Annotated in this window: 11 protein-coding genes; 3 read left to right on the top strand and 8 right to left on the bottom strand. The window is 72.2% G+C overall.

The window, feature by feature from the left end; genetic code table 11:
- Positions 1 to 304: 304 nt before the first annotated feature.
- The gene (locus tag ABT170_RS27130) at positions 305 to 1,003 is read left to right on the top strand and encodes a TetR/AcrR family transcriptional regulator (RefSeq protein WP_351871607.1); all 699 of its coding nucleotides are present in this window, start codon (positions 305 to 307) and stop codon (positions 1,001 to 1,003) included.
- Between the two features lie 236 nt (positions 1,004 to 1,239).
- On the opposite strand, the gene ABT170_RS27125 is transcribed toward ABT170_RS27130, so the two are convergent.
- Together ABT170_RS27125 and ABT170_RS27120 are read right to left on the bottom strand one after the other, a co-directional pair.
- Positions 1,240 to 1,707 (bottom strand): NUDIX hydrolase, encoded by a 468-nt coding sequence (locus ABT170_RS27125; protein WP_351871603.1) that lies wholly within the window; start codon positions 1,705 to 1,707, stop codon positions 1,240 to 1,242.
- Between the two features lie 304 nt (positions 1,708 to 2,011).
- Positions 2,012 to 3,874, bottom strand: a complete 1,863-nt coding sequence (locus tag ABT170_RS27120) for an ABC transporter ATP-binding protein (protein WP_351871635.1) — start codon at positions 3,872 to 3,874, stop codon at positions 2,012 to 2,014.
- 747 nt (positions 3,875 to 4,621) lie between these two features.
- On the opposite strand from ABT170_RS27120, the gene ABT170_RS27115 reads away from it, so the two are divergent.
- Complete coding sequence (locus tag ABT170_RS27115; RefSeq protein ID WP_329944433.1) at positions 4,622 to 5,032, top strand: GFA family protein; 411 nt, start codon at positions 4,622 to 4,624, stop codon at positions 5,030 to 5,032.
- A gap of 120 nt (positions 5,033 to 5,152) precedes the next feature.
- On the opposite strand, the gene ABT170_RS27110 is transcribed toward ABT170_RS27115, so the two are convergent.
- The 4 genes from ABT170_RS27110 to ABT170_RS27095 all read right to left on the bottom strand — a co-directional run bounded on the left by ABT170_RS27110 (position 5,153) and on the right by ABT170_RS27095 (position 10,727).
- On the bottom strand, positions 5,153 to 6,388 hold the full coding sequence (locus ABT170_RS27110) for a cytochrome P450 family protein (protein WP_351871600.1): 1,236 nt from the start codon (positions 6,386 to 6,388) through the stop codon (positions 5,153 to 5,155).
- Positions 6,389 to 7,259: 871 nt separating this feature from the next.
- Positions 7,260 to 8,300, bottom strand: coding sequence for a quinone oxidoreductase family protein (locus ABT170_RS27105; RefSeq protein ID WP_351871597.1), 1,041 nt, complete (start codon positions 8,298 to 8,300; stop codon positions 7,260 to 7,262).
- A gap of 49 nt (positions 8,301 to 8,349) precedes the next feature.
- Complete coding sequence (locus ABT170_RS27100; protein WP_329944437.1) at positions 8,350 to 9,411, bottom strand: sulfotransferase family protein; 1,062 nt, start codon at positions 9,409 to 9,411, stop codon at positions 8,350 to 8,352.
- Positions 9,412 to 9,443: 32 nt separating this feature from the next.
- Positions 9,444 to 10,727 (bottom strand): MFS transporter, encoded by a 1,284-nt coding sequence (locus ABT170_RS27095; RefSeq protein ID WP_351871594.1) that lies wholly within the window; start codon positions 10,725 to 10,727, stop codon positions 9,444 to 9,446.
- A gap of 56 nt (positions 10,728 to 10,783) precedes the next feature.
- Between ABT170_RS27095 and ABT170_RS27090 the strand changes: the two genes are divergently transcribed.
- Positions 10,784 to 11,413 (top strand): helix-turn-helix domain-containing protein, encoded by a 630-nt coding sequence (locus ABT170_RS27090; protein WP_351871592.1) that lies wholly within the window; start codon positions 10,784 to 10,786, stop codon positions 11,411 to 11,413.
- Between the two features lie 292 nt (positions 11,414 to 11,705).
- Here the strand turns inward: ABT170_RS27090 and ABT170_RS27085 are convergent, their stop codons facing one another.
- Entirely contained in the window at positions 11,706 to 12,689 is a 984-nt protein-coding gene (locus ABT170_RS27085; protein WP_351871589.1) for a class I SAM-dependent methyltransferase, read from the bottom strand.
- Positions 12,690 to 12,957: 268 nt separating this feature from the next.
- Positions 12,958 to 22,221 carry a non-ribosomal peptide synthetase gene (locus tag ABT170_RS27080; protein WP_351871586.1) on the bottom strand — a complete coding sequence of 3,088 codons (9,264 nt, stop codon included), beginning with the start codon at positions 22,219 to 22,221 and terminating at the stop codon, positions 12,958 to 12,960.
- Between the last annotated feature and the right edge of the window lie 202 nt (positions 22,222 to 22,423).

The following is a 22,423-nucleotide window of genomic DNA, read 5'->3' as shown; positions in this document are numbered from 1 at the left end:
GTGTACAGCATAAGCAGGGCGGCGCCCTTCATCGCAAGAGCTTTATTTACCCGCTGGATTCTCGGTTCGCATGGTTCGATGCGCCGGTGAGCTAGACTTTCGTCACAGCGTCAACTTTGTGACGAAAAGGAGTGTGGTGATGTCGGAGCAGTCCGTGTGCGCGTCCTGCGGAAGAGGTCTGGAACCCGCGGAACGGGGGCGGCCGCGACGGTACTGCTCCCAGGCCTGCCGGGCGCGGGCCTACCGGGCGCGAAGGACTGACACGCCGGCCGGGCCCCCGGAGGGAGGTGTCGCGGGCAGTGGTGTGCCGGAGGACGGCGGCAGCGCGCCCCAGCTGACCGTCGAGCGCATCGTGCGGGCCGGGATCGATGTCGCGGACGCGGAGGGACTCGACGCTCTGTCGATGCGCCGCGTCGCCACGGACCTCGGCGTGAGCACCATGGCCCTGTACAGGTACGTCGCATCCAAGGACGACCTGGTGGCCCTGATGGTGGAGGCCGCGCTGACAGGCGTCCCGCTGCCCGGCACACCGCCGCGGGACTGGCGACACGGCCTTGAGCGGGCCGCCTACCGCGACTGGGACCTGTACCACCGCCATCCGTGGATCCTGTCGAAGGTCCTGGTGACGGCCTGGACGCACTCCAGCCCGGCACTCGCGGCGGACAGTGAGAGCGCCTTCTCCGCATTCGACGGACTCGGGCTCCAACCCGCCGACGCGTTCCGGTACATGTTCATGTTCGCCTCCTACGTACAGGGGGTGGCCCTGACCTACGTCAGCGACGTGGAGGCGGAACGGCAGGCTCGAAGCGCCGGTCGGCGAACGGCCCACGAGCCGGGTGCCGAACACAGCTGGCCCTACGAGCCCGGCGCGTACCCACGGCTCGGCCCCGCCATGCTCGCGGGCGCCAACCCGTGGGATCTCGACGCCCTCTTCGCCGCAGGCCTTGCCGGTGTGCTGGACGGCATCGCCGCCGACATCGCACGCCGTGGCATCGGGGCATGAGTCGTGACGGGCGGCCCGTCACCGGTGTCACCGGCAGCGGGTTCCCGCCGCCCACCCTGACCCTGGCCGACCTCGGCGTGCTGAGCGCGTCCTGCCCTTCCGGGAGTGGGTCCGAGAGCGCGTTTGAGACCTGCCGTACTCCGGTGCGGTAGGGGCCGTTGAGCCTTGCGTGAGTGGCTTGACCACCACCGTGACCCCCGTGCGGGGCCGGACCGTTGTGCCAGGGGTGACAGCCTTCAGTGCTGGATCAGGCCGTCGACCGGGACGGGATCGACGTGACCGGTTGCCGGAAGGGCCCGGGCCAGGGAGAGGCCGATGTCGACCAGCGATGACCGGCGCAGGCCGACGACGTCGGAGATCCCGGTCCAGACCGCCTCGGCGATATCGCCGTTCGGCTCGGGCCGGAGCCGGCCGCCAGTGATACGGACCCGGTAGAAGACGCCGACGTTCTGGTGGTCGACTCCCCCGCGGGCTTCGGCTCCGGGGATCACCCGTGAGTCCACTCCGATCAGGCGATCCACCACCGCCGTGCAGCCTGTCTCCTCGGCGACCTCCCGGATCACCGCATCGAACGGATCTTCGCCGTGCTCGACCCCGCCGCCCGGAAGCGTCCAGTTGCTCTCGCCCGCCGGTGACACCCACCGGGCGAGCAGCACCCGCCCGTCCTCGATGCACACGGCATACGCCGCCAGCCGAAAACTCATCCCCCGCACCTCCCGTCCGGAGCCTATCCGCCCGTCAGGACCCGCGCATCGCTTTGCGAGTGGAGCCGGACAGGCTGCCCGCGTCCGCCGGCACTCCTGTTCCGTGCGGTGGCGCCCGAGGAAGTGCTGACACACCGGCCGGACCTTCGCTGCCCCGGTCGGACGCGGGTCCCGGGGTCTCAAGGGTTCCAGCCCGGGTGCGGGTAACGGCGCCCGGAGGGCGGTGGGTTGACGGCGCGGCGGGTGCGCCGCACGACGCCGGTGCCCGTTACGGCCGGGAGGCGGTGACGGGCACCGGGTCGGCTCACGCGTGTGTCCCGTGCTTGTCGCCGCCCGGTTCGGCCGTGACCTGGAAGGACAGCAACTGCTGGAAAAGTCCCGGCTGTTGGGAGAGCTCCGAGTAGGTGCCCTCCTGGACGATCCGGCCCTCGTCGAGGACGACGATCCGGTCGGCCACGGCGACATTGGTGATGCGGTGGGTGACGAGCAGCACGACCCGGTCCCGGGCCAGGCCCCGTAGCCGCTGGAAGATCCGGAACTCGGCCCGTGGGTCCAGATTCGCGGTCGGCTCGTCGAGGACCAGTAACCCGGCTTCTCGGAAGAACGCCCTCCCCAGAGCGACGCGCTGCCACTGACCGCCGCTCAGCTCCTCCCCGTTGAGCCACTCACGGGCGAGGAGCGTGTCCAGCCCTGAACCGAGTTGATCGACGACTTCGTCCGCCCCGGCTGCCTCGCACGCCTCACGCACCGCCGCGTCGCCGCGGGGGGAGGGCTGCCCGAGGGTGATGTTCTCGCGCACGGTCAGCGGCCAGTGGGCGTAGTCCTGGGGCACCAGCGCCACCCGCTGCCACAGGGCGTCGGGGTCGGCGTCCGCGGTGGGGACGCCGTCCCACAGCACCTGTCCGTCCGTCGGCAGGTACAGGCCGCTCACCAGCTTCGACAGGGTCGACTTCCCCGATCCGTTGAATCCGACCAGGGCGGTGACCTCGCCCCTGCGCAGGGTGAGCGTGACGTCGGTCAGCGCGTTGTGGTCCTTGCCCGCGTAGCGGTGGGTGACCGATCCGACCTCGATCGTCTCCGGTGCCTCGGGCCGGTGCGATCCGCGGCGCATGCGGAAACCGCCCGCCTTGTCGAGGAAGCGGGTCCAGTCGTCCATGTAGAGGCCGGTGCGCATGGCTCGCGCCCCGACGGACACCAGACCGCGGACCGACTGCCCCACCGTCTGGAGTGCGAACACCGCTGTCCCGGCGTGGCCCACGCTGATGCGGCTGTTGGCCAGCAGCCACACGACGGCCGCCCACACCAGAGCCGATCCCAGCCCTCCGCAGAGCGCCCCGACGAGCGACATACGAGCGCCCTTGTCGGCCGCACCACGGTCCTCGCGGTTGATCCGCCCGACCGTCTGCCGGTACCGGCCACCCAGGAACGAGGCCATGGTGCCGGCACGGATCTGGTCGGCCGCCTCCCGGTTGTAGATGTGCCAGCGCAGCACCGACAGCATCCGCTGGTCACCGTTGCTGCGGAGGTTGGCGAGGTAGCGCACCCGGGCGGCACTGACCTGGGCGAGAGCCTGCGGCAGGCTGGCCACCACCAGGAGAGGGAGAAGGATCCAGTGCACTCCGGCCAGTACGATGGCCCCGGCGAGGAACGAAGCCGAGGACGCGATCAGGTTCTGGCCCTCGTCGACCAGGTCCCCGGTGACCTGGGCTCCGCGGTCCGCGGCCTCACGGTCCCGGTTGAAGTCCGGTTCGTCGTAGGCGCACAGCTCCACCTGGGCGCAGCCGGTGAGCAGCATCTGCTCGGCCTCGCGCGACATCAGTGGGCCGAGCCGGGAGGACAGCCAGCTGACGGTGATCCCCAGGAGCGCGCGCACTCCGGCCGCACCGGCGAGCAGGGCGACGGACGGCCATGCCTGCAGAAGGCGCTGGTAGACGTCCCCGCTGCTGAGCAGGGCGGTCAGGGTGCCGCTGATGGCGAGCAGACCGAGGGCCTGCATCACTCCTGCGGCGGCCTGGCAGAGCAGAAGTCCGACGGTCGCGTGCCGGTCGACGCGCCAGGCGAGTTCGAGCGAGCGGCGCACCAGCCGGGGCAGGCGCCTGGCCATGTCACGCAGCCGGATCGACCGGCCGGCCGCCTCACGGCTGCCGGTCAGATCCACGAACTGCATCTGTGTCCCCGGACCGTTCACCGCCCCGGAGGAGAGCGGCTCGGCCTCGGGGAGCGGGTTCCCCGGGTGTCCCGGCCCGGTGGACGTCGGTCCGGCAGGGGGCGGCAGCGGGGTGGCGCGCGGTCCCGGGACGCCGCGGGCCGACTCATCGGCGGGGTTGTTCATGCCGCCCGTCCCGCGTCCGGTCGTGCCCAGCCACGGGCGGGGGCGGAGGCGCGGACAGGTCGCACTCGCGGGGCGTGAAGAGGCCTGACCGGCAGCGATCGTTCGAATCCGAGGGGCCGGAGCGGTGGTGCGGGGAGAGGCGTCATCGTGTCCTCCATCAGGTCATCGAATGGCACGTGTGCTCTAGAACGGGGCTCCCCGGCGCGCCGTAACGGGTGACGGCGGGGGTATTTCCGGGTGTCTGTGCGAATACCGCGGTTCGCGCCGTGTGCGCGGGGGCCGGGCGTTTGAAACGCCCTCGTTCGATGGATCGTCGCCCGTTCGGCCGCTTCCTCCGAGGGTTTCCGGCCAACCTGAAATCCTCTTTGCCCCCTGCGGCGACTGCACGGTGGCGATGGGTTCCGCGCGGCACCCCGGTGGTGGCAATGGCCCGATTCCGTGCGGCCGTGCCCCGGCCGCGGAACCGGCGTGCCAGGCTGCCGACCCCGAGGTGCCCCCGGTGCCCGGAGCCGGTCCGCCGGCCCTGTCGTCGTCGGCGGGCCGACGGCCGCACCGGCCGTGCCGCGACAGTGAGGAAAGCCCATGCCGAACGACCACTCACCCGCACCAGCAGTGTCCACCGGCGGCTGTCTGTGCGGACATATCCGCTTCGAAGCGTTCGGAGAGCCCCACGACCCCCACGTATGCGCCTGCCCCCACTGCTCCCGCCTGTCCGGCGGCCCGATCATGGGCTGGGCCGGCTTCCGCCCGACGGCCTTCACCTGGACCGGACCGGGGACACCCCGCTCGTACCGGTCCTGGCCCACAGTGGAGCGCTGGTTCTGCTCCCGGTGCGGTACGCCGCTCGGGGCGGTGGCCGACGGTGAGGAGTACCTCGGGATCTGTCTCTCGGCCCTGGACAACGGCTCCGGGATCGTCCCGGTCGGTCACAGTTTTCGCCACAACACCCCGGCATGGCTTCCGGCCATCCCCTCCGCCCAGCCGCCGTCCTGAGCCTCCGGGCGGGCCGGCCGGCTGTCCCTGCCGCTCAGCGGATGACCAGCGTCCCCGCGGAGGTGGGGTTCGGCGCGTTGGCGGTGACCGCGGGACTGGGGTGCGCGGTGGGTGCGGTCGTCATGCCGGGTTGTCTGCGGGGGAGTTGCGGGGGTGGAGGAGGACGGGCAGGGCCCGGGGGTTGTTGGAGATGATCGAGCGGGCGGGCTCCAGATGCCGCGGGTCCACGGCCGGCGCGATATCGGGGAAGCGGTCGAAGAGGAGAGTGAGGGCCGTGGTCGCTTCGAGCCGGGCGAGGGGAGCCCCCAGACACAGATGGACTCCGTGGCCGAACGCCAGATGCTCCTTCTCCTGACGGCGGACATCGAAGGCGTCGGCGTCGGGCCCATAGGTTTCGGGATGCCGCCCGGCCGCGCTGTAGGCGGCGAGGATGGCCTCGCCCTTTCTGATCACCGTGCCGTCGGGCAGCGCGAGGTCCTGGACGGCGAAGCGCATGGGCAGGTGGGCGATCGGTGCGTCCCGCCGCAGCGTTTCCTCCACGACATCGCTGAACGCCGCCCTGCCCTCGCGGACCAGTTGGAGCTGTCCGGGGTGGGCGAGCAGATTGCGGACCGCGTTCGTGATCAGAGCGACGGTGGTCTCGAAGCCCGCGGAGATGACGAGAAGCAGTGTGTCGGCCAGTTCGGATTCGCTGAGCGCCCCGTCGTCCTCGCCACGAGCCGCGATGAGAACGCTGATCAGGTCGTCTCCCGGCGTGTCCCGCTTGAGGGCGATCAGGTCGTACAGCAGGGCGTAGAGCGCTTCGGCGCTGGTCTGTTGCTCCTGCTGGGTGAGCGTCGTGTCGAAGACGTTGTCGACGGCCCGGCGCAGGGGCTCCTCATGGGCGCTGCCGACGCCCATGAGCCGGCAGATGGTGAGGATGGGCAGGGGATGGGCGAACGCGGCGCGCAGATCCACGGGCCCGTCCGTCCGGTGGGCGGTCAGGTCGTCCAGGAGCTGCCGGGCGATGCCCTCGACCATGGCGGCCCTGGCCCGGGTCTGCCGGGTCGTGAACGCCCCCTGGATCAGCCTGCGCAGGCGCCGGTGGTCGTCTCCGTAGGCGGTGAACATGTTCTTCACGGCGACCCACGTGGCCAGCGGCCACACCGCCACCTGGCGTTCGAAGTCGGGCCAGTGGGCCGAGGCGTCCTTGGAGACCCGCGGGTCCGTGAGGAGTTGCCTGAGCAGGTCGGGGTGGGTGATCGCCCAGGCCTGGACTCCGAGGATGTCGACACGGGTGGCGGCGCCGCGGCGGCGGAGTTCGGCGTCCTCGCCGACACGGTCGGGGGCTTCGGGATCGAGAACGAGGGGTTCCACGGTGGTCCTCCGGGGTACGCGGGCAGCGGCGTGAAGCGGACAGGCAGGCGTTGTCGTACGTGGTGGAAGGGGACCCGGCCACCGGCCGGTCTCGACGGCGATGTCTCGTCTGCTTCATCCTCTCGCCGGAGTGCCGGAGGACGGGCCGGGCTCCGGCCTCGACCGGCCTCTGACGATCGGGCATCGGGCCCGACAGGTCCTGGTCACCTGTGTTGTCGCCGCCGGTCCTGCGGATGTGCTGGAACCCGCGCAGAGTATCCGGACGAGTGAGGTGGCCGGGCCGTGTTCCCGCGGGTTCGTGTGCGGCGGTCACCCGGAACGGTGGGCCGCTCACCGATCGGTGGGAACCGCCTCGTACCTCCCAGGGCGGCCGGACAGCCCGATGAGCGTTGCGGAACGCGGCGACTGCGCACCTACTACAGCGACTGCACGAAGAAGGGATACTCCCGGGAGCCGATCCCGCCCGGTTCCGTGGAACTCCCTGTCGATGAAGTGCTGCCACCGGATCTCTCCGGTCGGCCCGTGCTCCCGCACCGCTAACTCACCGACGCCTTCGTCGCAGCCGCTCCGCCCCCCCCCGACGGCGGCACACTTGAGGACGCGATCCGGGAGTTCAGGGCCTCTCCGGGCCCGCCGAGTCGGCCCGTGCCCGTTCAGGGCCACCCCACCCGGGCCCGTGCGGTACCGACCAGAGCGCAGGCCGTGGTCCGGTTGCTGGCGCACCACCGGACGATCCGGCCTTCACCGGAACCGTCCACCGGCTGGTCGGTCACCGGGGCCGGCGTCCACCTCCATCCCACTCCGTCGGGGCGGCCGTTGAGCAGGGCCGACGCCGCCGAACTGCGTGACGCTCCGACCGCCCGGCTCCACTTCAGCGACCACTCCCGGCCCTACGGCTGATGCCGCCACCGGCTGCCGGGACGCACTGTCGAGGGGGCGTCGAGGAGCAGGCGAGCACTGTCTTGGCGATCGTGGTGCGAGCTTCGAGAGCCGCATGGGCGTCCGACGCGGCGGACAGGGCGAACCGCTGTCCGATCCGGACCCGCAGACGTCCGTCGCGTACCAGTTGGAGCACGGCCGCTCCCCGGCGGAGCAGCTCCGGCCGGTCCTGGATGTGGTGGGTCAGGTTCGGCCGGGTGACGTACACGGACCCGGCGGCGTTGAGGCGCTGGAGGTCGAACGGCGGCACCGCGCCGCCGGACTGCCCGTAGACCGCCAGGACTCCGCGCGGGCGCAGCGCGGCGAGGCTCTCGTCGAACGTCGGCCCGCCGATGCCGTCGAACACCGCGGCGGCGCCGAGGCCGCCGGTGTGTCGGCGCACCGCCTCCAGCAGCGCGCCCGGTCGGTAGTCGACGACCTCGGCGGCACCGGCGGCGCGCGCGGCCTCCGCCTTGGCCCCGGTCGACGCCGTGCCGATCACGGTGCCGCCGCGCAGCCGCACGAGCTGAGTGAGCAGCATGCCGACGCCGCCCGCGGCGGCGTGCACGACGACGGTGTCGCCGGCCCGGACCGGACAGGTGTCGTGGCACAGGTAGTGGGCGGTCATGCCTTGCAGCAGGGTGGCGGCGGCCAGCTCGGGGGCCAGTCCGTCCGGTACCGGCACCAGCCGGTCGGCGCTCAGCAGCGCGTATTCCGCATAGGATCCCGGCAGGTTCGCCCAGGCGACCACGTCACCGACGGCCACCTCACGCACCCCGGGCCCGACCTCGACGACGGTACCGGCGCCCTCCTGCCCGGGTACGAACGGCAGTTCCTTCGGGTAGAGGCCGGATCGGAAGTAGACATCGACGTAGTTGACCCCGGCGGCGGCGAGCCGCACCAGCGCCTCGCCCGCTCGCGGTGAGGGGCGTGGCAGGTCGACGAGTTCGAGCACCTCGGGCCCGCCGGCCCGGCTGACCTGAATGGCTTTCATGGCCGGGACCGGATGACGGCTGTCCACCTCCGGCCGAGCGCCGGACGGTTCAGCTGCCGTCATAGCCGGCCCTCTCGGCGAGGTCGCGGACGATCGGCAGGACCTGACGGATCTCGGACTCATGACGGCGCCACTTGTCCGGGTCGGGAACCGTCTGGGTCATCACGACAGGGAGGTCGTTTCGGCCCCAGGCGTCGGCGAAGGGCAGGTTCACCGCCTCGGCCACGGCCTCCATCGTGGCTACCGGGTCGGCCTGGACGTCCTCGTAGCGGACGAGTACGGAGTTGCCGGTGGGAGCCATGCTCCGGGCGGCGTCCAGGACGGCCTGGTTGTGGGTCAGCCAGTTGCGTGCGCAGACCTCGGCCAGGGGCAGGTCCACCCAGTCCTGCCAACCGGGCGGCAGGCTCAGGTTCCACCACTGCTTGCCCCACGGGAACACGTCCGAGTAGCCCTTGATGCGCAGCGGCACCGGCACCGGGTAGGAGAAGAACATCCGCGGGTTGAGCCAGGCGTCCATCAGGGAGCCGATGCTGGTACGCGGATCACGGATGACGAACACATACGTGGCGTCCGGGTAGAGGGCCTGCAGGAACGGGATCCGGAAGCAGGACTGGATGCTCTTCTCCACCAGCCGGATCCCGTCGGCGAGTTCGGCCTCCGTGGGGCGCGGGCCGCGCGGTGGGAAGCAGAACGGTGTGATCTCGTCGAGCTCACCGCCGTCGCGCGTGGTGGGCGGGCCTTCCGGCAGGTCGCCCGGGAAGCGCTCCTGGAGGGCCTTGAGCGGCACGTCGTAGTAGTACGGCTGGGGGCCCTGGGCGCTGAGGAAGTCCAGGAAGTCGAGCTTGTCGCCGACGGACCACTCCGCGCCGGGCCTGCGCGCGGCGGCGAGCAGGTCCGCGTTCAGCCGCGCCGCCACCTCGGGGGTCGCGTCGGAGGCGTCCAGGGCGTTGGAGTGCCAGCCGCGCCGGCTGGGGTGCAGGCCGTCGCGTTCCCATATCGGCTTGCCTTCGCGGCCGATGCTCCAGACGTGCTCGCTGCGTTCGATCAGGCTGCGTACCAGGCTGGTGCCGGAACGGGGATGGCCGACGATGAAGATGGGCTGCTTGAGCATGGCTCAGTTCGCTTTCGTGAGGAGAAGGGTTCTCATGCGGGCCAGCGAGCGGACCTGACGTGGCGGCTCGCGAGCCCGGCCGCGGTGATCACGGCCTGGACGCCCGCGATCAGCGCGATGGCGCCGGTGACGCCGAGGAACTGCAGGGCCAGACCGCCGACCAGGGAACCGAGCGGGGATCCGGCGCCGATGAGCGTGATGGTCGCGGCGATGGCACGGCCGCGTCGGTGGTCCGGGGTCTGCCGAAAGATCATGATGTCGACGAGGATCTTCAGCGCCGGCAGTCCGAGTGCCGCCAGGGTGAGCATGGCGAAGACCCAGACCGGCCCGAGGGGGAGCGCCAGCAGCGCCACCGCGACCGTGGTCAGCGTGGACGCGGTGAGCAGCAGCGCGCCGGGGCTGAGCAGCCGGTTGAGCCGCGTCACCAGCGCCGAGCCGACGAGCATGCCGACGGCGGTACCGGACAGGGCCAGACCGATCGTGCCCGGCGAGTGGTGCTGGTCCCGCAGGGTCACCATCACCATCAGGATCGCGGCGGTGATGCTGAAGTAGAAGATGCTGATCAGGAGCAGCGCGGACCGTAGCAGCCGGTCGCTGATCAGTTCGAGCAGTCCGGAGAAGGCGGTGGTCAGCGGTGCGAGGGCGCTCTTCGGCTCGGCGCTCACCGGCTCGTTGCTCACCGGCTCGGTGGGCTTCTCCGCCGCGGGCAGGCGTATCACCAGGGCGCAGGCGAACGAGATCACGAAGCCGGTGATCGCCGCGACGAAGGGGAACGTGCGGGAGACCAGGTAGAGCGCGCCGCCGAGGGGCGGTCCGGCCAGGGCGGCGGCTCCGCTGCGGGCCTCGTCCTGACTGAGCGCCGCAGTCAGCTGATGGTCCGGCACGACAGCGCGGATCAGCAGCATCCTGGCCGGTGCGCCGAAGGCCGTACCGGCGCCCAGGACGATCGCGGCCAGGATCAGAAGGCCGAAGTTCGCCCAGCCGGCCGTCAGGCCGAGGACGATGAACGCGAGAGTGAGGGCGCGGACCGCCTCGGAGATCAACAGGATGCGCCGCCGGTCCCACCGGTCGACGACCGCACCGGCCGGCAGTCCGACCAGCAGGGCGGTGCCGATCTGGGCGAAGCCGAAGAGGCCCGCCAGCGCCGGTGATCCGGTCAGAGACATGATCAGCAGGGGATAGGCGACCTCCACGGCTTCGAGGCCGAGGTTGGCCGCCGCCGCCCCGATCCACAGCGTCTGAAAACGCCGGTTGCGGCGCAGGGGTACGGGAGTGGCGGGGACCTTACTATCACCCTGATGTAAGCATTCACTCATGCGTGAACGATAGCGTGTGGGTGAATGGTTCGCTACGAGGAAACGGAGATGGGTCTATGGCTGAGGATGCCGACACGGTCGCGGTCGTCCGGGAGGTGGACGACGTGGAGACGCTGAAGGCCCTGTCCGACCCGCTGAGGCTGGCGATCCTTCGCACGATGATGAGCGATGTGCGCGCGTCGCACCGGGTGAAGGACATCGCCCGGCTCCTGGACCGGCCCACCACCCGGCTCTACCGGCACATCAAGGTGCTTGAGGCGGCGGGCCTGATCAAGGTGGCGCAGACCCGGATGGTCTCCGGGATTCAGGAAAGCCAGTACCGGGTGGCGCAGTTCGCCCTGCGGCTGAGTCGCGATCTGCTGGCCGCGCCGGGCAACGCGGGCGAACTGGCCGACGCGTTCGCCGCGACACTGAACGACTTCCGCGACCGGCTCGTACAGGACATCATCAGCGGTCGCTTCCAACCGGAGCCCGAGGCCGCGGAGCAGCCGGATCCGCTCGGCCCCATGGTCGTGGCGCTGGACCGCCGGCTGACGCCGGAGCGGGCCACCGAGTTCCGGTCCCGTCTGTCCGCGCTGATGGAGGAGTTCAACCGACCCGACGACGAGGAGAACGCCGTCGTGCCGGTCGAGTTCCTGCTGCTCTTCTGGGCGCCCAAGGAGCCCACCGAGGAGTCGCCCGCATAGCCGGACCCGCACGGCCGGCGGGCGGCTCCTCACCCCTCCGGGCACAGCAGCCCCGTACCGGTCGCCGGGACCCGCGCTCACGCCGTCGCCGGTCTGCCGGGTCCGCTCGCCGATCCGCAGCCGGCGCCCCGGACCCGGCGCGCCGGCCGCACTCCCGCACAGGCACCAGCGGCTCGGACGCTGCCGGTTCCTCACGGACTCGGGCAAGCGCCCTCGGGTCCGAGAGGTCCGAGAGGTCCGGGAGGCCCGGCTGCCGGGCCGCCGCGCCTCACCGCCGGCTGTCCAGCACGGCTCACCTGGCCGCGATGAAGAGCCGGCCGGCGGGGAACCGGTGCGGCACGCACCGGGCCTGGTCGAAACCGGCCTGCCGGAAGCGGGCCAGCCAGTCCTCCTCCGGAGGCAGCGTCACGTTCATGAAACCGGCGTGCAGGTAGGTGAACAGCGCGCTGAACCTGCGCTCGCGTTCGGCCGACGCGTACGGCACCGCGTCGGTGATCGCCATGATGCCGCCCGGACGCAGCGCCTCCCGGCACCTGCGCAGCACCCGGTCGAAGACGTCGCCCTCCTGCACGATGTCATGGAAGACGAACCCGGCGTGGATGACGTCCGCACCGGCCACCGGTGCGGGGTCGTCGGCGATGGACTGGATCGGCCGCTCCACCACTTCGAGGCGGTCGCCGACGCCCGCCGCCCGCGCCGCGCGGGCCGCCTCCTGGCACGCTCCGGCACTCATGTCCAGGGCCACCCCGGTGCTGTCCGGCAGCCGGCCGAGCAGATCGATCAGCAGACCGGCGGCGCCGGCGCCCAGGTCGACGATCCGCCGAGGCCGCGCGGCGAGGATCGCCTCGGTGGCGGCCGGGTAGAAGCCCTGGCTTCCGATCCACCGGGAACTGACCGCCACCTCACGTCCGTTCCGCTGGTACCGCGCGGCGGCGGCGACCGGGTCGCGCAGGAAATCGGCGGGATGCTCGACGTACGGCTGGTTGGCCCTCAACGACCAGGTGAGGTAGCCGGACTGGTAGATCCGGTCGGCGAAGTCGTCCGGGATCCGGAACTCCTTGACACCGGTCGGCACCAGCAGCGCGGCGGCGACCAGGGCGGACAGGAAATCGCCCATGCCTTCCTCCGGCACGTCGGCGGTCGCCGCCAGCTGTGCCGCGGTGACCGGCTCACCGCGCTCCAGCAGGGGGACGATGCCCAGCCGGTCGGCCATTTCCAGCAGGGCGGCGACGGCGGCGAGATCGGCTGCGGTCTCAGAGGGACTGATGCTTGACATCGCGCTCTCCCACTCCATTTCGACGGTCATCTCGGGTTCTGCGGTGCCGGTACGGTGCCCGGCCCGCGGGCGCGGCGCCGTCGGCGCCGCGCCGGTCTTCGGTCCCGCTGCCACGGGTCCCCCGCCACCGGGTGGCAGGGGAGAGCGAGTTGTGCGGTACGCGCGAACCGGCCGGGTCCGTCCGGGGCCGCGCCCGGCTCGCCGGCGAGGCGGCCTCCGTGCCGGCCGTTCCGGCGGGCACGGATCCACCGGGTGCCCGTCCGCGTCCTCATCGGGAACTCCCCTCGTCGCCGGCGGGGCCGGTGCGCCGGCGGAGTTTCGGCCGACTGCGGTTCTCGGCCCGCCCGAGGCGTGCGGCGAGTGCGGCGACCGTCGGGGCTTCGAAGAGGGCGGCCACGCTGAGGCTTGCGCCGAACCGGGTACGCACCCGGTTGAGCAGGCGGGTGGCGAGGAGCGAGTGGCCGCCGAGGTCGAAGAAGTTGTCGTTCACACCGACCCGCGGTGCCTTCAGGATCTCGGCGAACATCCCGCACAGCGCGGCTTCCCGCTCGTCCCGGGGGGCCACGTAGGCCGTGTCGGACGCGCTCGGGCCGGGTGCCGGCAGCGCCTTCCGGTCGACCTTGCCGTTGCCGGTGAGCGGCAGCCGGTCCAGGGTGACGAACACGCTCGGCACCATGTAGTCCGGGAGCGTCCGGGCGGCGTGCTCCCGTACGGCGGCCACGTCCACATCCGGCGGCACGAGGTAGCCGATCAGCCGTTCGCCGTCCCCGGTGACCGTCGCGTGAGCCACGTCCGGATGGCCGGTCAGGGCCGCTTCGACCTCGGCCGGTTCGATCCGGAATCCGCGGACCTTCAACTGCGCGTCGGCGCGTCCGTCGAATTCCAGCACCCCGTCGGGCCGGTACCGGGCGAGGTCGCCGGTGCGGTACATGCGCCCACCTGCCGGGCCGTACGGGTCGGCCACGAACCGTGCGGCGGTCACGTCCGGCTGATGCGCGTAGCCCCGGGCCAGGCCCGTCCCGGTCACGTACACCTCGCCGGGTACCCCGGCGGGTACCGGCCGCAGCCGCTCGTCCAGCAGATACAGCCAGGTGTTGTCCATCGCCCGGCCGATCGGCACCGTACGGGCAGGAGCCGAGGCGATCGGGTGCCAGGAGGAGATGACGGTGGTCTCCGTGGTGCCCCAGGCGGCCGCGACCGAGGTGTGCGGCGCCTCGGCCATCAGGTCCGCGACCGACGCGGGCGACACCACATCACCGGCCACCCATACGAGGTCCAGCGCGGACAGCGCCCCTCTGGCCTCGGCCACCATCAGGTTGAACAGCGCGGAGGTGAAGACCGCGGTGGTGGCCCTCCCGTCGACGATGGTGCGGGCCAGCACCTCGGTGTCCAGGTCGCCCTCCGGCACGATCACCACCCGGCCGCCGGTCAGCAGGGGCAGCCAGATCTCGAACGCGGACGGGTCGAACGATATCGGCGAGTGCATCAGCGTGTCGGCCGGCCGCAGCCGCTCCCAGGCACGGTCGGTGACGAACTCGGCGACACTGCGGTGCGAGACGCTGACCGCCTTGGGCGTGCCGGTCGAGCCGCTGGTGAACATCGTGTACGCGGTGAGGTCCGCGTGGGTGGTGAGCGTGGGGCCGTGTTCCTCGGTTCCGGGGGAGGGCGTGATGACGGTGACCCCGGTCAGCCCGGTGGGCCGGTCGGTGACGAGCAGGCCCGCCCGCATGTGGTCGACCATCCGTTGCCGCCGGGCGAGCGGCGCGGACCCGGGCAGGGGCAGACAGCCGCCGCCGGCCTTGATCACGGCGAGGACGGTCACGAGGTAGTCGATACCGCGCGGCTGATGTATCGCCACCGGGTCGTCGGGCGCGCAGCCCGCCGCCACCAGCACGTGCGCCAGATGGTTGGCGCGCCGGTCGAGGTCCCGGTAACTGATCGACCTGTCGCCCTCGACCGCGGCGATCGCGTCCGGGACGGCGGCGGCCCTCCGGGTGAACAGGACGGCGAGATCCTCGTCGACGACCGGCCGTGCGGTGCCGCGCCGGCCCGACAGCGCGGCCTGCCGTTCGGCGTCGGACAGCAGGTCGATCCGACCGATCGGCGCGTCCGGATCCGCGACGGCCGCGCCCAGCACCCGCAGGAGCCGGTCCATCAGGGCGGCCACGGTGTCCCGGTCGAACAGATCGGTGCGGTAGCGCACCTCGCCGGTGATGCCCTCGGGCACCCGGCCGTCCCCGTGGTGCTCGACGAAACTCAGGCTGAGGTCGAAGTCCACCGGACCGACCCGGATCTCGTCGAGCACACCCTCGGCCGGCGCCGGCGAAACGTCCACGCCGGACAGCGCGAAAGCGGACTCGGCGTTGTTCTGCAGCACCAGCATGGTCTGGAAGAGGGGATGCCGGCTGAGTGTGCGGGCCGGGTTCAGCGCGTCGACGATCCGGTCGAACGGCAGCTCCTGGTGGGCGTAGGCGGCCAGGTCCAGGTCCCGTACCCGGCCCAGCAGTTCGCGGAAGCTCGGATCCCCGGCGGTGTCGGTCCGCAGGACCAGGCTGTTGACGAAACAGCCGACCAGGTGGTCGAGGCTGTCGTCGCTGCGCCCGGCGACCGCGGTGCCGATGGGGATGTCGGTGCCGGCGCCGAGCCGGGTCCAGAGCGTCGCGAGCGCGGCGTGCAGCACCATGAACAGGGTGGTGTGCGTGCGCCGGGCCAGGTCCAGCAGGCGGGCGTGCAGCGGACCGGGCAGGGTGACCGGCAGCAGTGCGCCACGCAGGTCCGAGGAGTCGGGCCGGGGCCGGTCGTAGGGCAGTGCCAGTTCCTGCGGGAGCCCGGCGAGTTGCCCGGTCCAGTACTGCGAGAGCTCTTTCCCGGCCGGTCCTTCGAGCAGGGCGCGCTGCCACAGCGTGTAGTCGGCGTACTGGACCGGCAGCGGACGCCAGTCGGGCGCCTCACCGCGGATGCGGGCGGCGTACGCCTGGGCGAGGTCCCGGGTCAGCGGGGCCAGGGACCAGCCGTCGCCGGCGATGTGATGCATCAGCAGCAGCAGCGTGTGCCGGTCCGTGCCGGTGGTGAACAGGTGCAGCCGCAGCGGCAGGTCGGTGGTGAGGTCGAACCGGTGGCCGGCGGCGGCCGTCAGCTCCCGGTCCAGGCCGGCCGGATCCACCCGGAGCACCCGCAGCACCTCGCCCGGGTCGGCCTCTTCCAGGATCTGCTGGCCGGGCGCCCCGTCGACCTCCGGGAAGCGGGTGCGCAGCGTCTCGTGCCGCTCCAGCAGATCGCCCACCGCGGCGCTCAGCCCGTCGAGGTCCAGGGCCCCGTCCAGGCGCAGCACCAGCGGCCAGCCCAGCCCGTTCCATCGGGAGAGGAACCACAGCCGCTCCTGGGCGTAGGACAGCGGCAGCGGACACGGCCGAGCGGCCGGCAGCAGGGGGCTGCGGGTCCGGCTCGCCCCGTGGCCGGAGCCGAGCCGCGCGCCGAGTGCCGCCGCGGTCGGGGCTTCGAACAGGTCCGAGACGCCCAGGTCCGCTCCCAGGTGTGTGCGGATTCGGTTGACCAGACGGGTGGCGAGGAGCGAGTGGCCGCCGAGGTCGAAGAAGTTGTCGTGGGCGCCGACCCGGGACCTGCCGAGCAGTTCGCCCATCAGCTCGACGAGGATCTCCTCGGCCGCGGTGCGCGGCGCCGTGTATCCGGTGCCGGTCTCGAACTCGGGCTCCGGCAGGGCCCGTCGGTCGACCTTGCCGTTGCCGGTGAGCGGCAGCCGGTCGAGGACGACGAAGGCGCTGGGCACCAGGTGGTCGGGGAGTGTCGCGGCGATCCGGTCCCGTACGCCGGCGACGTCCAGGCCGGCGCCCTTGGGCACCAGGTAGGCGACGAGCCTGCGGTCGCCGGCCCGGTCCTCATGGGCGGTGACGAACGCCTGACCCACCTCCGGCAGGGTGGTGAGCGAGCACTCGACCTCGGCGGGTTCGACCCGGAAGCCGCGGATCTTCACCTGGGCGTCGGCCCGCCCGATGAAGTCCAGGGTGCCGTCGCTCCGCCACCGGGTGATGTCACCGGTGCGGTACATCCGGCCGCCGGGCGGTCCCCACGGATCGGCGGTGAACCGTTCGGCGGTCAGACCCGGCTGTCCGGCGTAGCCCCGCGACACCCCTGAGCCGGCGATGTAGAGCTCGCCCGGGACCCCGGTCGGCACCGGCTGGAGCTGCCCGTCGAGCACGTACAGCCGGGTGTTGTCCATCGGAGCGCCGATCGGCACCCGGCCGGGCACGGCCCGCGCGCCGGACATCGAGAACCGGGAGGAGCAGGTGGTCGTCTCGGTCGGACCGTACAGGGCTCTGACCGTCAGGCCGGGGTGGCGGTCCAGAATCCGTCCGACCGCCGCGGGCGGCACCACATCACCGCCGGTCAGTACCTCGCGGATGCCGGCGAAACAGTCCGGGTTCTCCGCGAGGGCCCCGAACAGGCCGGAGGTGAGCCAGATCCGGTCCACACCGAACGCGGTCACCGCGCGGGCCAGACCGGCGTCGTCGAGGATCTCCTCGGGAGCCACCACGACCGTGCCGCCGGTCAGCAGCGGTGTCCAGATCTCGTGCACCGACGCGTCGAATCCGGTGGCGGAGTGCATCAGCACCGTGCCGCCGGCCTGCCAGAGCCGGTCGCGGACGAACCCGGCCGTGTTCCTGTGCGTCAGGACGACGGCCTTGGGAACACCGGTCGAGCCGCTGGTGAACATCACGTAGGCGGCCTGGTCCGGGTGCGGGTCCGGGCGGGGCGGCTCGGACGACTCGCCGTCCCCGGGTGTCAGCACGGTCGGGCCCATCGGCTCATGGGGCCGGTCGGCGACGAGCACGGTGGCGCCGACCTGGTCAATCATCTGCCGCAGTCGTTCCGCGGGAGCGTTCGACGGCAGCGGCAGGTACGAGGCGCCGGCCTTGAGCACCGCGAGCATGGACACGATGAGGTCGGCCGAACGCCCCTGGAGCAGCGCCACCGGCCGGTCCGGGGACGCGCCGGCCGCGACCAGACGGTGCGCCAGATGGTTGGCACGCCGGTCCAGTTCGGCGTAGGTCAGGGTGAGGGGCCCGGTGACCGCCACCGTTTCGGGGGCCGCCGCGGCGTGTGCGGCGAACAGCCGCGGCAGCGACGCGTCCGGCAGCGGCCGTACGGTGTCGTTCCAGGTCCGCAGGATGGTGTCGCGTTCGTCGCCGCCGAGCACGTCGAGCCGGCTCAGCCGCCGGTCGGGGTCGGCGGCGACCGCCTGGAGGACGCGGACGAACCGGTCGGCCAGCGAGCGTACCGTGTCCTGGTCGAAGAGCCCGGTGCGGTAGACGATCTCGCCGGCCATGCCGTCGGCGGTGCCGTCCCGCCGGTAGGTGTCGGTGAGGTTCACGAAGAGGTCCAGCTGCGCGGCGGAGGGCGTCGACCGGACCACCTCGGTGTCCAGGCCGGTCAGGCCGAAACCGGCGTCCGCGTTGTTCTGGAGGACCAGCATCGTCTGGAAGAGCGGGTGGCGGCCGAGTGTCCGAGCCGGGTTGAGTGCCTCGACGAGACGGTCGAAGGGCAGGTCCTGCCGGCTGAGGGCCGCCACGTCGTCGGTCCTGGTGCGTTCCAGGAGTTCGCGGAAGGTCGGGTCGCCCGCGGTGTCGGTGCGCAGCACCAGGTTGTTGACGAAGAAGCCGATCAGGTCGTCGAGCTTGTCGTCGCCGCGCCCGGCGACCACGGTGCCGATGGGGATGTCGGTGCCCGCGCCGAGCCGGGTGTAGAGCGCGGCCAGGGCGGCGTGCAGCACCATGAAGAGAGTGGTCCGGCTCTGCTGGGCCAGGGCCAGCAGGCCGGCGTGGAGCGACGCGGGTATCCGCAACGGGAGCAGCGCGCCGTCGTGGTCGGCACCGCTGGGGCGGGGCCGGTCGTAGGGCAGGGCCAGTTCCTCCGGCAGCTCCGCCAGATAGTCGCGCCAGAACCCGGTCAGCTGCTCCTGGTACGCCGGGGTGAGCAGATCGCGCTGCCACAGCGCGTAGTCGGCGTACTGCACCGGCAGGGGCTGCCGGACCGGCGCGGCGCCGGCGGCCCGCGCCGCGTACGCGTCGGCCAGATCCCGTGCCAGTGGCCGCATCGACCATCCGTCGCCGGCGATGTGATGCAGCACCAGCACCAGCACATGCCGCTCCGGCGCGGTGCGCAGCAGCCACACCCGTACCGGCACTTCCGCGGTGACGTCGAAGGGCTGCCGGCAGGCGGTCCGTACGGCCCGGTCCAGGCCGGACTCGTCCACGTCCAGCACACGGACCGGATCGACCCCGTCCGCCGGCGGAAGGATCCGCTGGCAGGGCTGTCCGTCCCGCTCGTCGAACACGGTGCGCAGCGACTCGTGCCGCGCCATCAGGTCCCCGACCGCGGCGGACAGCGCGGCCCGGTCCAGCGGGCCGGCCAGGCGCACGACCACGGGGAGGTTGTAGGTCCAGCCGAGCGGATCCATCCGGTTGACGAACCACAGGCGCTGCTGCGCCCAGGACAGCGGGACGCGTTCCGGCCGGGGGACCGCGACCAGGGCCGGTGCCTCCTGTCCGGCGGTCTCGGCGATGGTGGCCGCGAGACCCGCGACGGTGGGCGTGGCGAACATCGCGTCGAGCCCGAGCCGGACGCCGAAGGCGCCCCGGATCCGGTTGAGCAGACGGGTGGCGAGGAGCGAGTGGCCGCCGAGGTCGAAGAAGTTGTCGTCGATGGTGATCCAGGACCGGTCCAGCAGTTCGGCGGCGAGTTCGCAGAGCAGTTTCTCCCGCGCGTCCCGGGGGGCCCGGCCGGACCCGTCGCCGCGGAAGTCGGGTTCGGGCAGCGCCCGCCGGTCCAGCTTGCCGCTCGCCGACAGGGGCAGCGCGTCGAGCACCATGAACGCGGAGGGCACCAGATAGGACGGGAGGCGCTCCTTGGCCCAGTCGCGCAGAGCCGCGACGAGCAGCCCGCGGCGGCGGGTGGCGATCGGGTCGTTGGTGAAGCCGGTGGAACGCAGCGAGCCGCGGTGCAGGTACACACCGTCCAGCACCTGTGTGCCGTCGGCGGCCGGGAAGAGGACGTCGAGCAGGTCCGGGCCGTCCGCGGACCAGGTGACCACGGCGGTGCGTCCGTGCGCCGCGGCGAAGGAGTGCCAGTACTCCGGGTCGACCCGGTCGCCCGGCCCCGCGAGCGCGGCGCGCGTGGCCTCCACCGGCGCGCCCGCGCGGACCGCTCGTGCGGCGGCGACCTCACCGGCGACCCGGGCGTTGCGTACCCCGGTGAGCCGCAGCGCGGTGCCGTCGGCCAGACGCGCGGCCAGCTCCTGGGGACCCCGGACCTCGCGCCCCCAGCCCAGCACCGGGGCCGCCGACAGGTCCTGGGCGTCGGTGCCGGGCTTGTGCAGCACCACGTCGTAGCGGTGTTTGGTCAGTTCGTTGTGGTCGGCGCCCGGCTTCAGCCGCACGTCGACCGCGCCGGCGCCGACGGTGCCGAAGAAGCCCGGGTCGATCAGGAGTTCCTTCTCCAGGGCCACCGCCTGTTCGATCTCGCGGCGCAGCACCTCGGGTACCGGATCGTGGTCGAGCTGACCGAGCCGGACGCCGGTCCACATGCTGTCCACGAGCGGCAGGCACCGCACGTCGCCGACGAACAGCCGGCCGCCCGGAGCGAGCAGGTCCAGCAGCTTGGCCACAACGTCGCGCACATAGCGCTCATGGGGGAAGTACTGCACGACCGAGTTGATGACGATCGTGTCGAAGTGACCGTGCGGCAGGCCGGTGGTCACGTCGGCGGCCTGCACGCGCAGGGTGACCTTTCCGGCGGTGTCCGCCTCACCGGCGAGCCGGTCGCGCAGCCCCTCGATCGCGGACGCCGAGTAGTCGGTGCCCCAGTATTCGTCCACCTCGCCGACCAGTGGCGTCAGGATCAGGCCGGATCCGACACCGACCTCCAGGACGCGCCGCGGCGTGAAGCTCCGTACGCGGGTGACGATCGCCTCGCGCCAGCGGGTCATCTGCTCGACCGGGATGCCCTCGCCGGTGTAGCTGGAGTTCCAGCCGGAGAAGTCGGCTCCGAATCCCGCGCTGTCGGACCCGTCGTAGAACGAGTCGTAGATCTGCTGCCACTCGTCGACGTGCCGCTCGGCGTTGCCGTCGTCGCTGTCCCGGGCCTGTGCGGCGACCAGGTAGGCGGCGAGCCGCTTCTCGCCGAGCTGGTCCTCGTGCACCAGGACCCGGGCCTGTTCCACCGCCGGGTGCCCGGTGAGGACCGTCTCGATCTCGCCCGGTTCGATCCGCAGGCCCCGGATCTTGATCTGGTCGTCGGCCCGGCCGCAGTAGGCGAGCTGCCCGTCCGGCAGCTGCCGCACCAGGTCGCCGGTACGGTACATCCGGCTGCCCGGCGCCCCGAACGGGTCGGCGACGTAGCGCTGCGCGGTGAGCCCGGCGCGGGCGACGTATCCGCGGGTCACGCCTCCGCCTCCGCTGTACAGCTCGCCGATCTCGCCGGGCGTCGTCGGACGCAGTTCGTCGTCCAGTACGTACAAGCGGCTGTCCCCGGCCCGGGAGCCGATCGGCGGTGCGTCCGGCCCGGGTACGAGCGGGGCCGAGAGGGTGATCGCCATGGTGGTCTCGGTGGGGCCGTAGCCGTTGACCATCCTGCGGCCGCGGCTCCAGATGTCCACCAGCCGCGCGCCGCACGCCTCGCCCCCCACCATCAGCGCCCGCAGCGCCGGAAGACCGGGCGGCGGTACCGTCGCCAGCACCGACGGCGGTACGAACGCGTGGGTGATCCGGTGGTCCGCGAGGAACGAGGCCAGATCCTCCCCGACCAGCGTGTCCGGGGGCGAGAGGACCAGGGTGCCGCCCGGTACGAACGCCAGCAGGACCTCGATGATCATGGCGTCGAAGCTGGGGGAGGCGAGCTGCGACACCACGCAGCCGGGGCCTGCCGCCATCCGGTCCACCAGGTCGGCGCCGAACGGCGGAAGCCCCCGGTGCGGTACGGCGACTCCCTTGGGCCGGCCCGTCGAACCGGACGTGTAGATGACGTACGCCAGTGACAGCGGATGGTCCACCGGGTCCGGGGCGGTCACCGGCGCCTCGGCCGCCTCGGCCAGGAGCTCCGGCAGCGACAACTGGGCGGTGCCCGGGGTGTCCGGCAGTCCGGGCAGCACCGCCTCGGTGGTCAGCAGGGCGCGCGGCGCGCTGTCGGCGCACATGAAGGCGATCCGCTCGGCCGGGTGATGGATGTCCACCGGCAGGAACGCGCCACCGGCCTTCCCGACCGCGAGCATGGCGACGATCAGGTCGGCCGAGCGCGGCAGCGCCAGCGCCACCACGTCCTCGGCGCCCACGCCGCGACCGCGCAGCACATGGGCCAGCTGGTTGGCGCGGGTGTCCAGCTCGGCGTAGCGCAACTCGACCGGGCCGCACCGCAGTGCCGGCGCGTCACCGCGCCGCGCCGCGTGCCGGGCCACCAGACCGTGCAAGGACGCGGGCGAGTCGGTATCGGCTGACGGCGGGCGCTCCGGCGAATACGGCATCGCGGCTCTCCATGATCGGTGTGTGCCGGTGGTCGTGGCCCATGCGGGCTGGCTCATGATGAGCGGACGGCAAGTTGTGCGACAACCCCTAGACAGGGCCGTCGGAACCCCTTTGGACGCGGCCTTTTCGGACTCGGTGACCTTGCTCTCCGCGGAACCGTCCTATCGTGTGCGGCCGACGACCGTCGATGCCTCGCAGGCG

Origin of the sequence: Streptomyces sp. NPDC001787 (assembly GCF_040297465.1) — a bacterium.
Classification (GTDB): Bacteria; Actinomycetota; Actinomycetes; order Streptomycetales; family Streptomycetaceae; genus Streptomyces.
Note: the sequence above shows the minus strand (reverse complement) of the source record. Positions and strands in the feature narration are given on the sequence as shown.

Coding starts and splice junctions, on each gene's coding strand:
- ABT170_RS27100 (WP_329944437.1), bottom strand. CDS start 9,411: ATGCTCAAGCAGCCCATCTTCATCGTCGGCCATCCCCGTTCCGGCACC.
- ABT170_RS27090 (WP_351871592.1), top strand. CDS start 10,784: ATGGCTGAGGATGCCGACACGGTCGCGGTCGTCCGGGAGGTGGACGAC.
- ABT170_RS27125 (WP_351871603.1), bottom strand. CDS start 1,707: ATGAGTTTTCGGCTGGCGGCGTATGCCGTGTGCATCGAGGACGGGCGG.
- ABT170_RS27095 (WP_351871594.1), bottom strand. CDS start 10,727: ATGAGTGAATGCTTACATCAGGGTGATAGTAAGGTCCCCGCCACTCCC.
- ABT170_RS27085 (WP_351871589.1), bottom strand. CDS start 12,689: ATGTCAAGCATCAGTCCCTCTGAGACCGCAGCCGATCTCGCCGCCGTC.
- ABT170_RS27120 (WP_351871635.1), bottom strand. CDS start 3,874: ATGCAGTTCGTGGATCTGACCGGCAGCCGTGAGGCGGCCGGCCGGTCG.
- ABT170_RS27080 (WP_351871586.1), bottom strand. CDS start 22,221: ATGCCGTATTCGCCGGAGCGCCCGCCGTCAGCCGATACCGACTCGCCC.
- ABT170_RS27105 (WP_351871597.1), bottom strand. CDS start 8,300: ATGAAAGCCATTCAGGTCAGCCGGGCCGGCGGGCCCGAGGTGCTCGAA.
- ABT170_RS27115 (WP_329944433.1), top strand. CDS start 4,622: ATGCCGAACGACCACTCACCCGCACCAGCAGTGTCCACCGGCGGCTGT.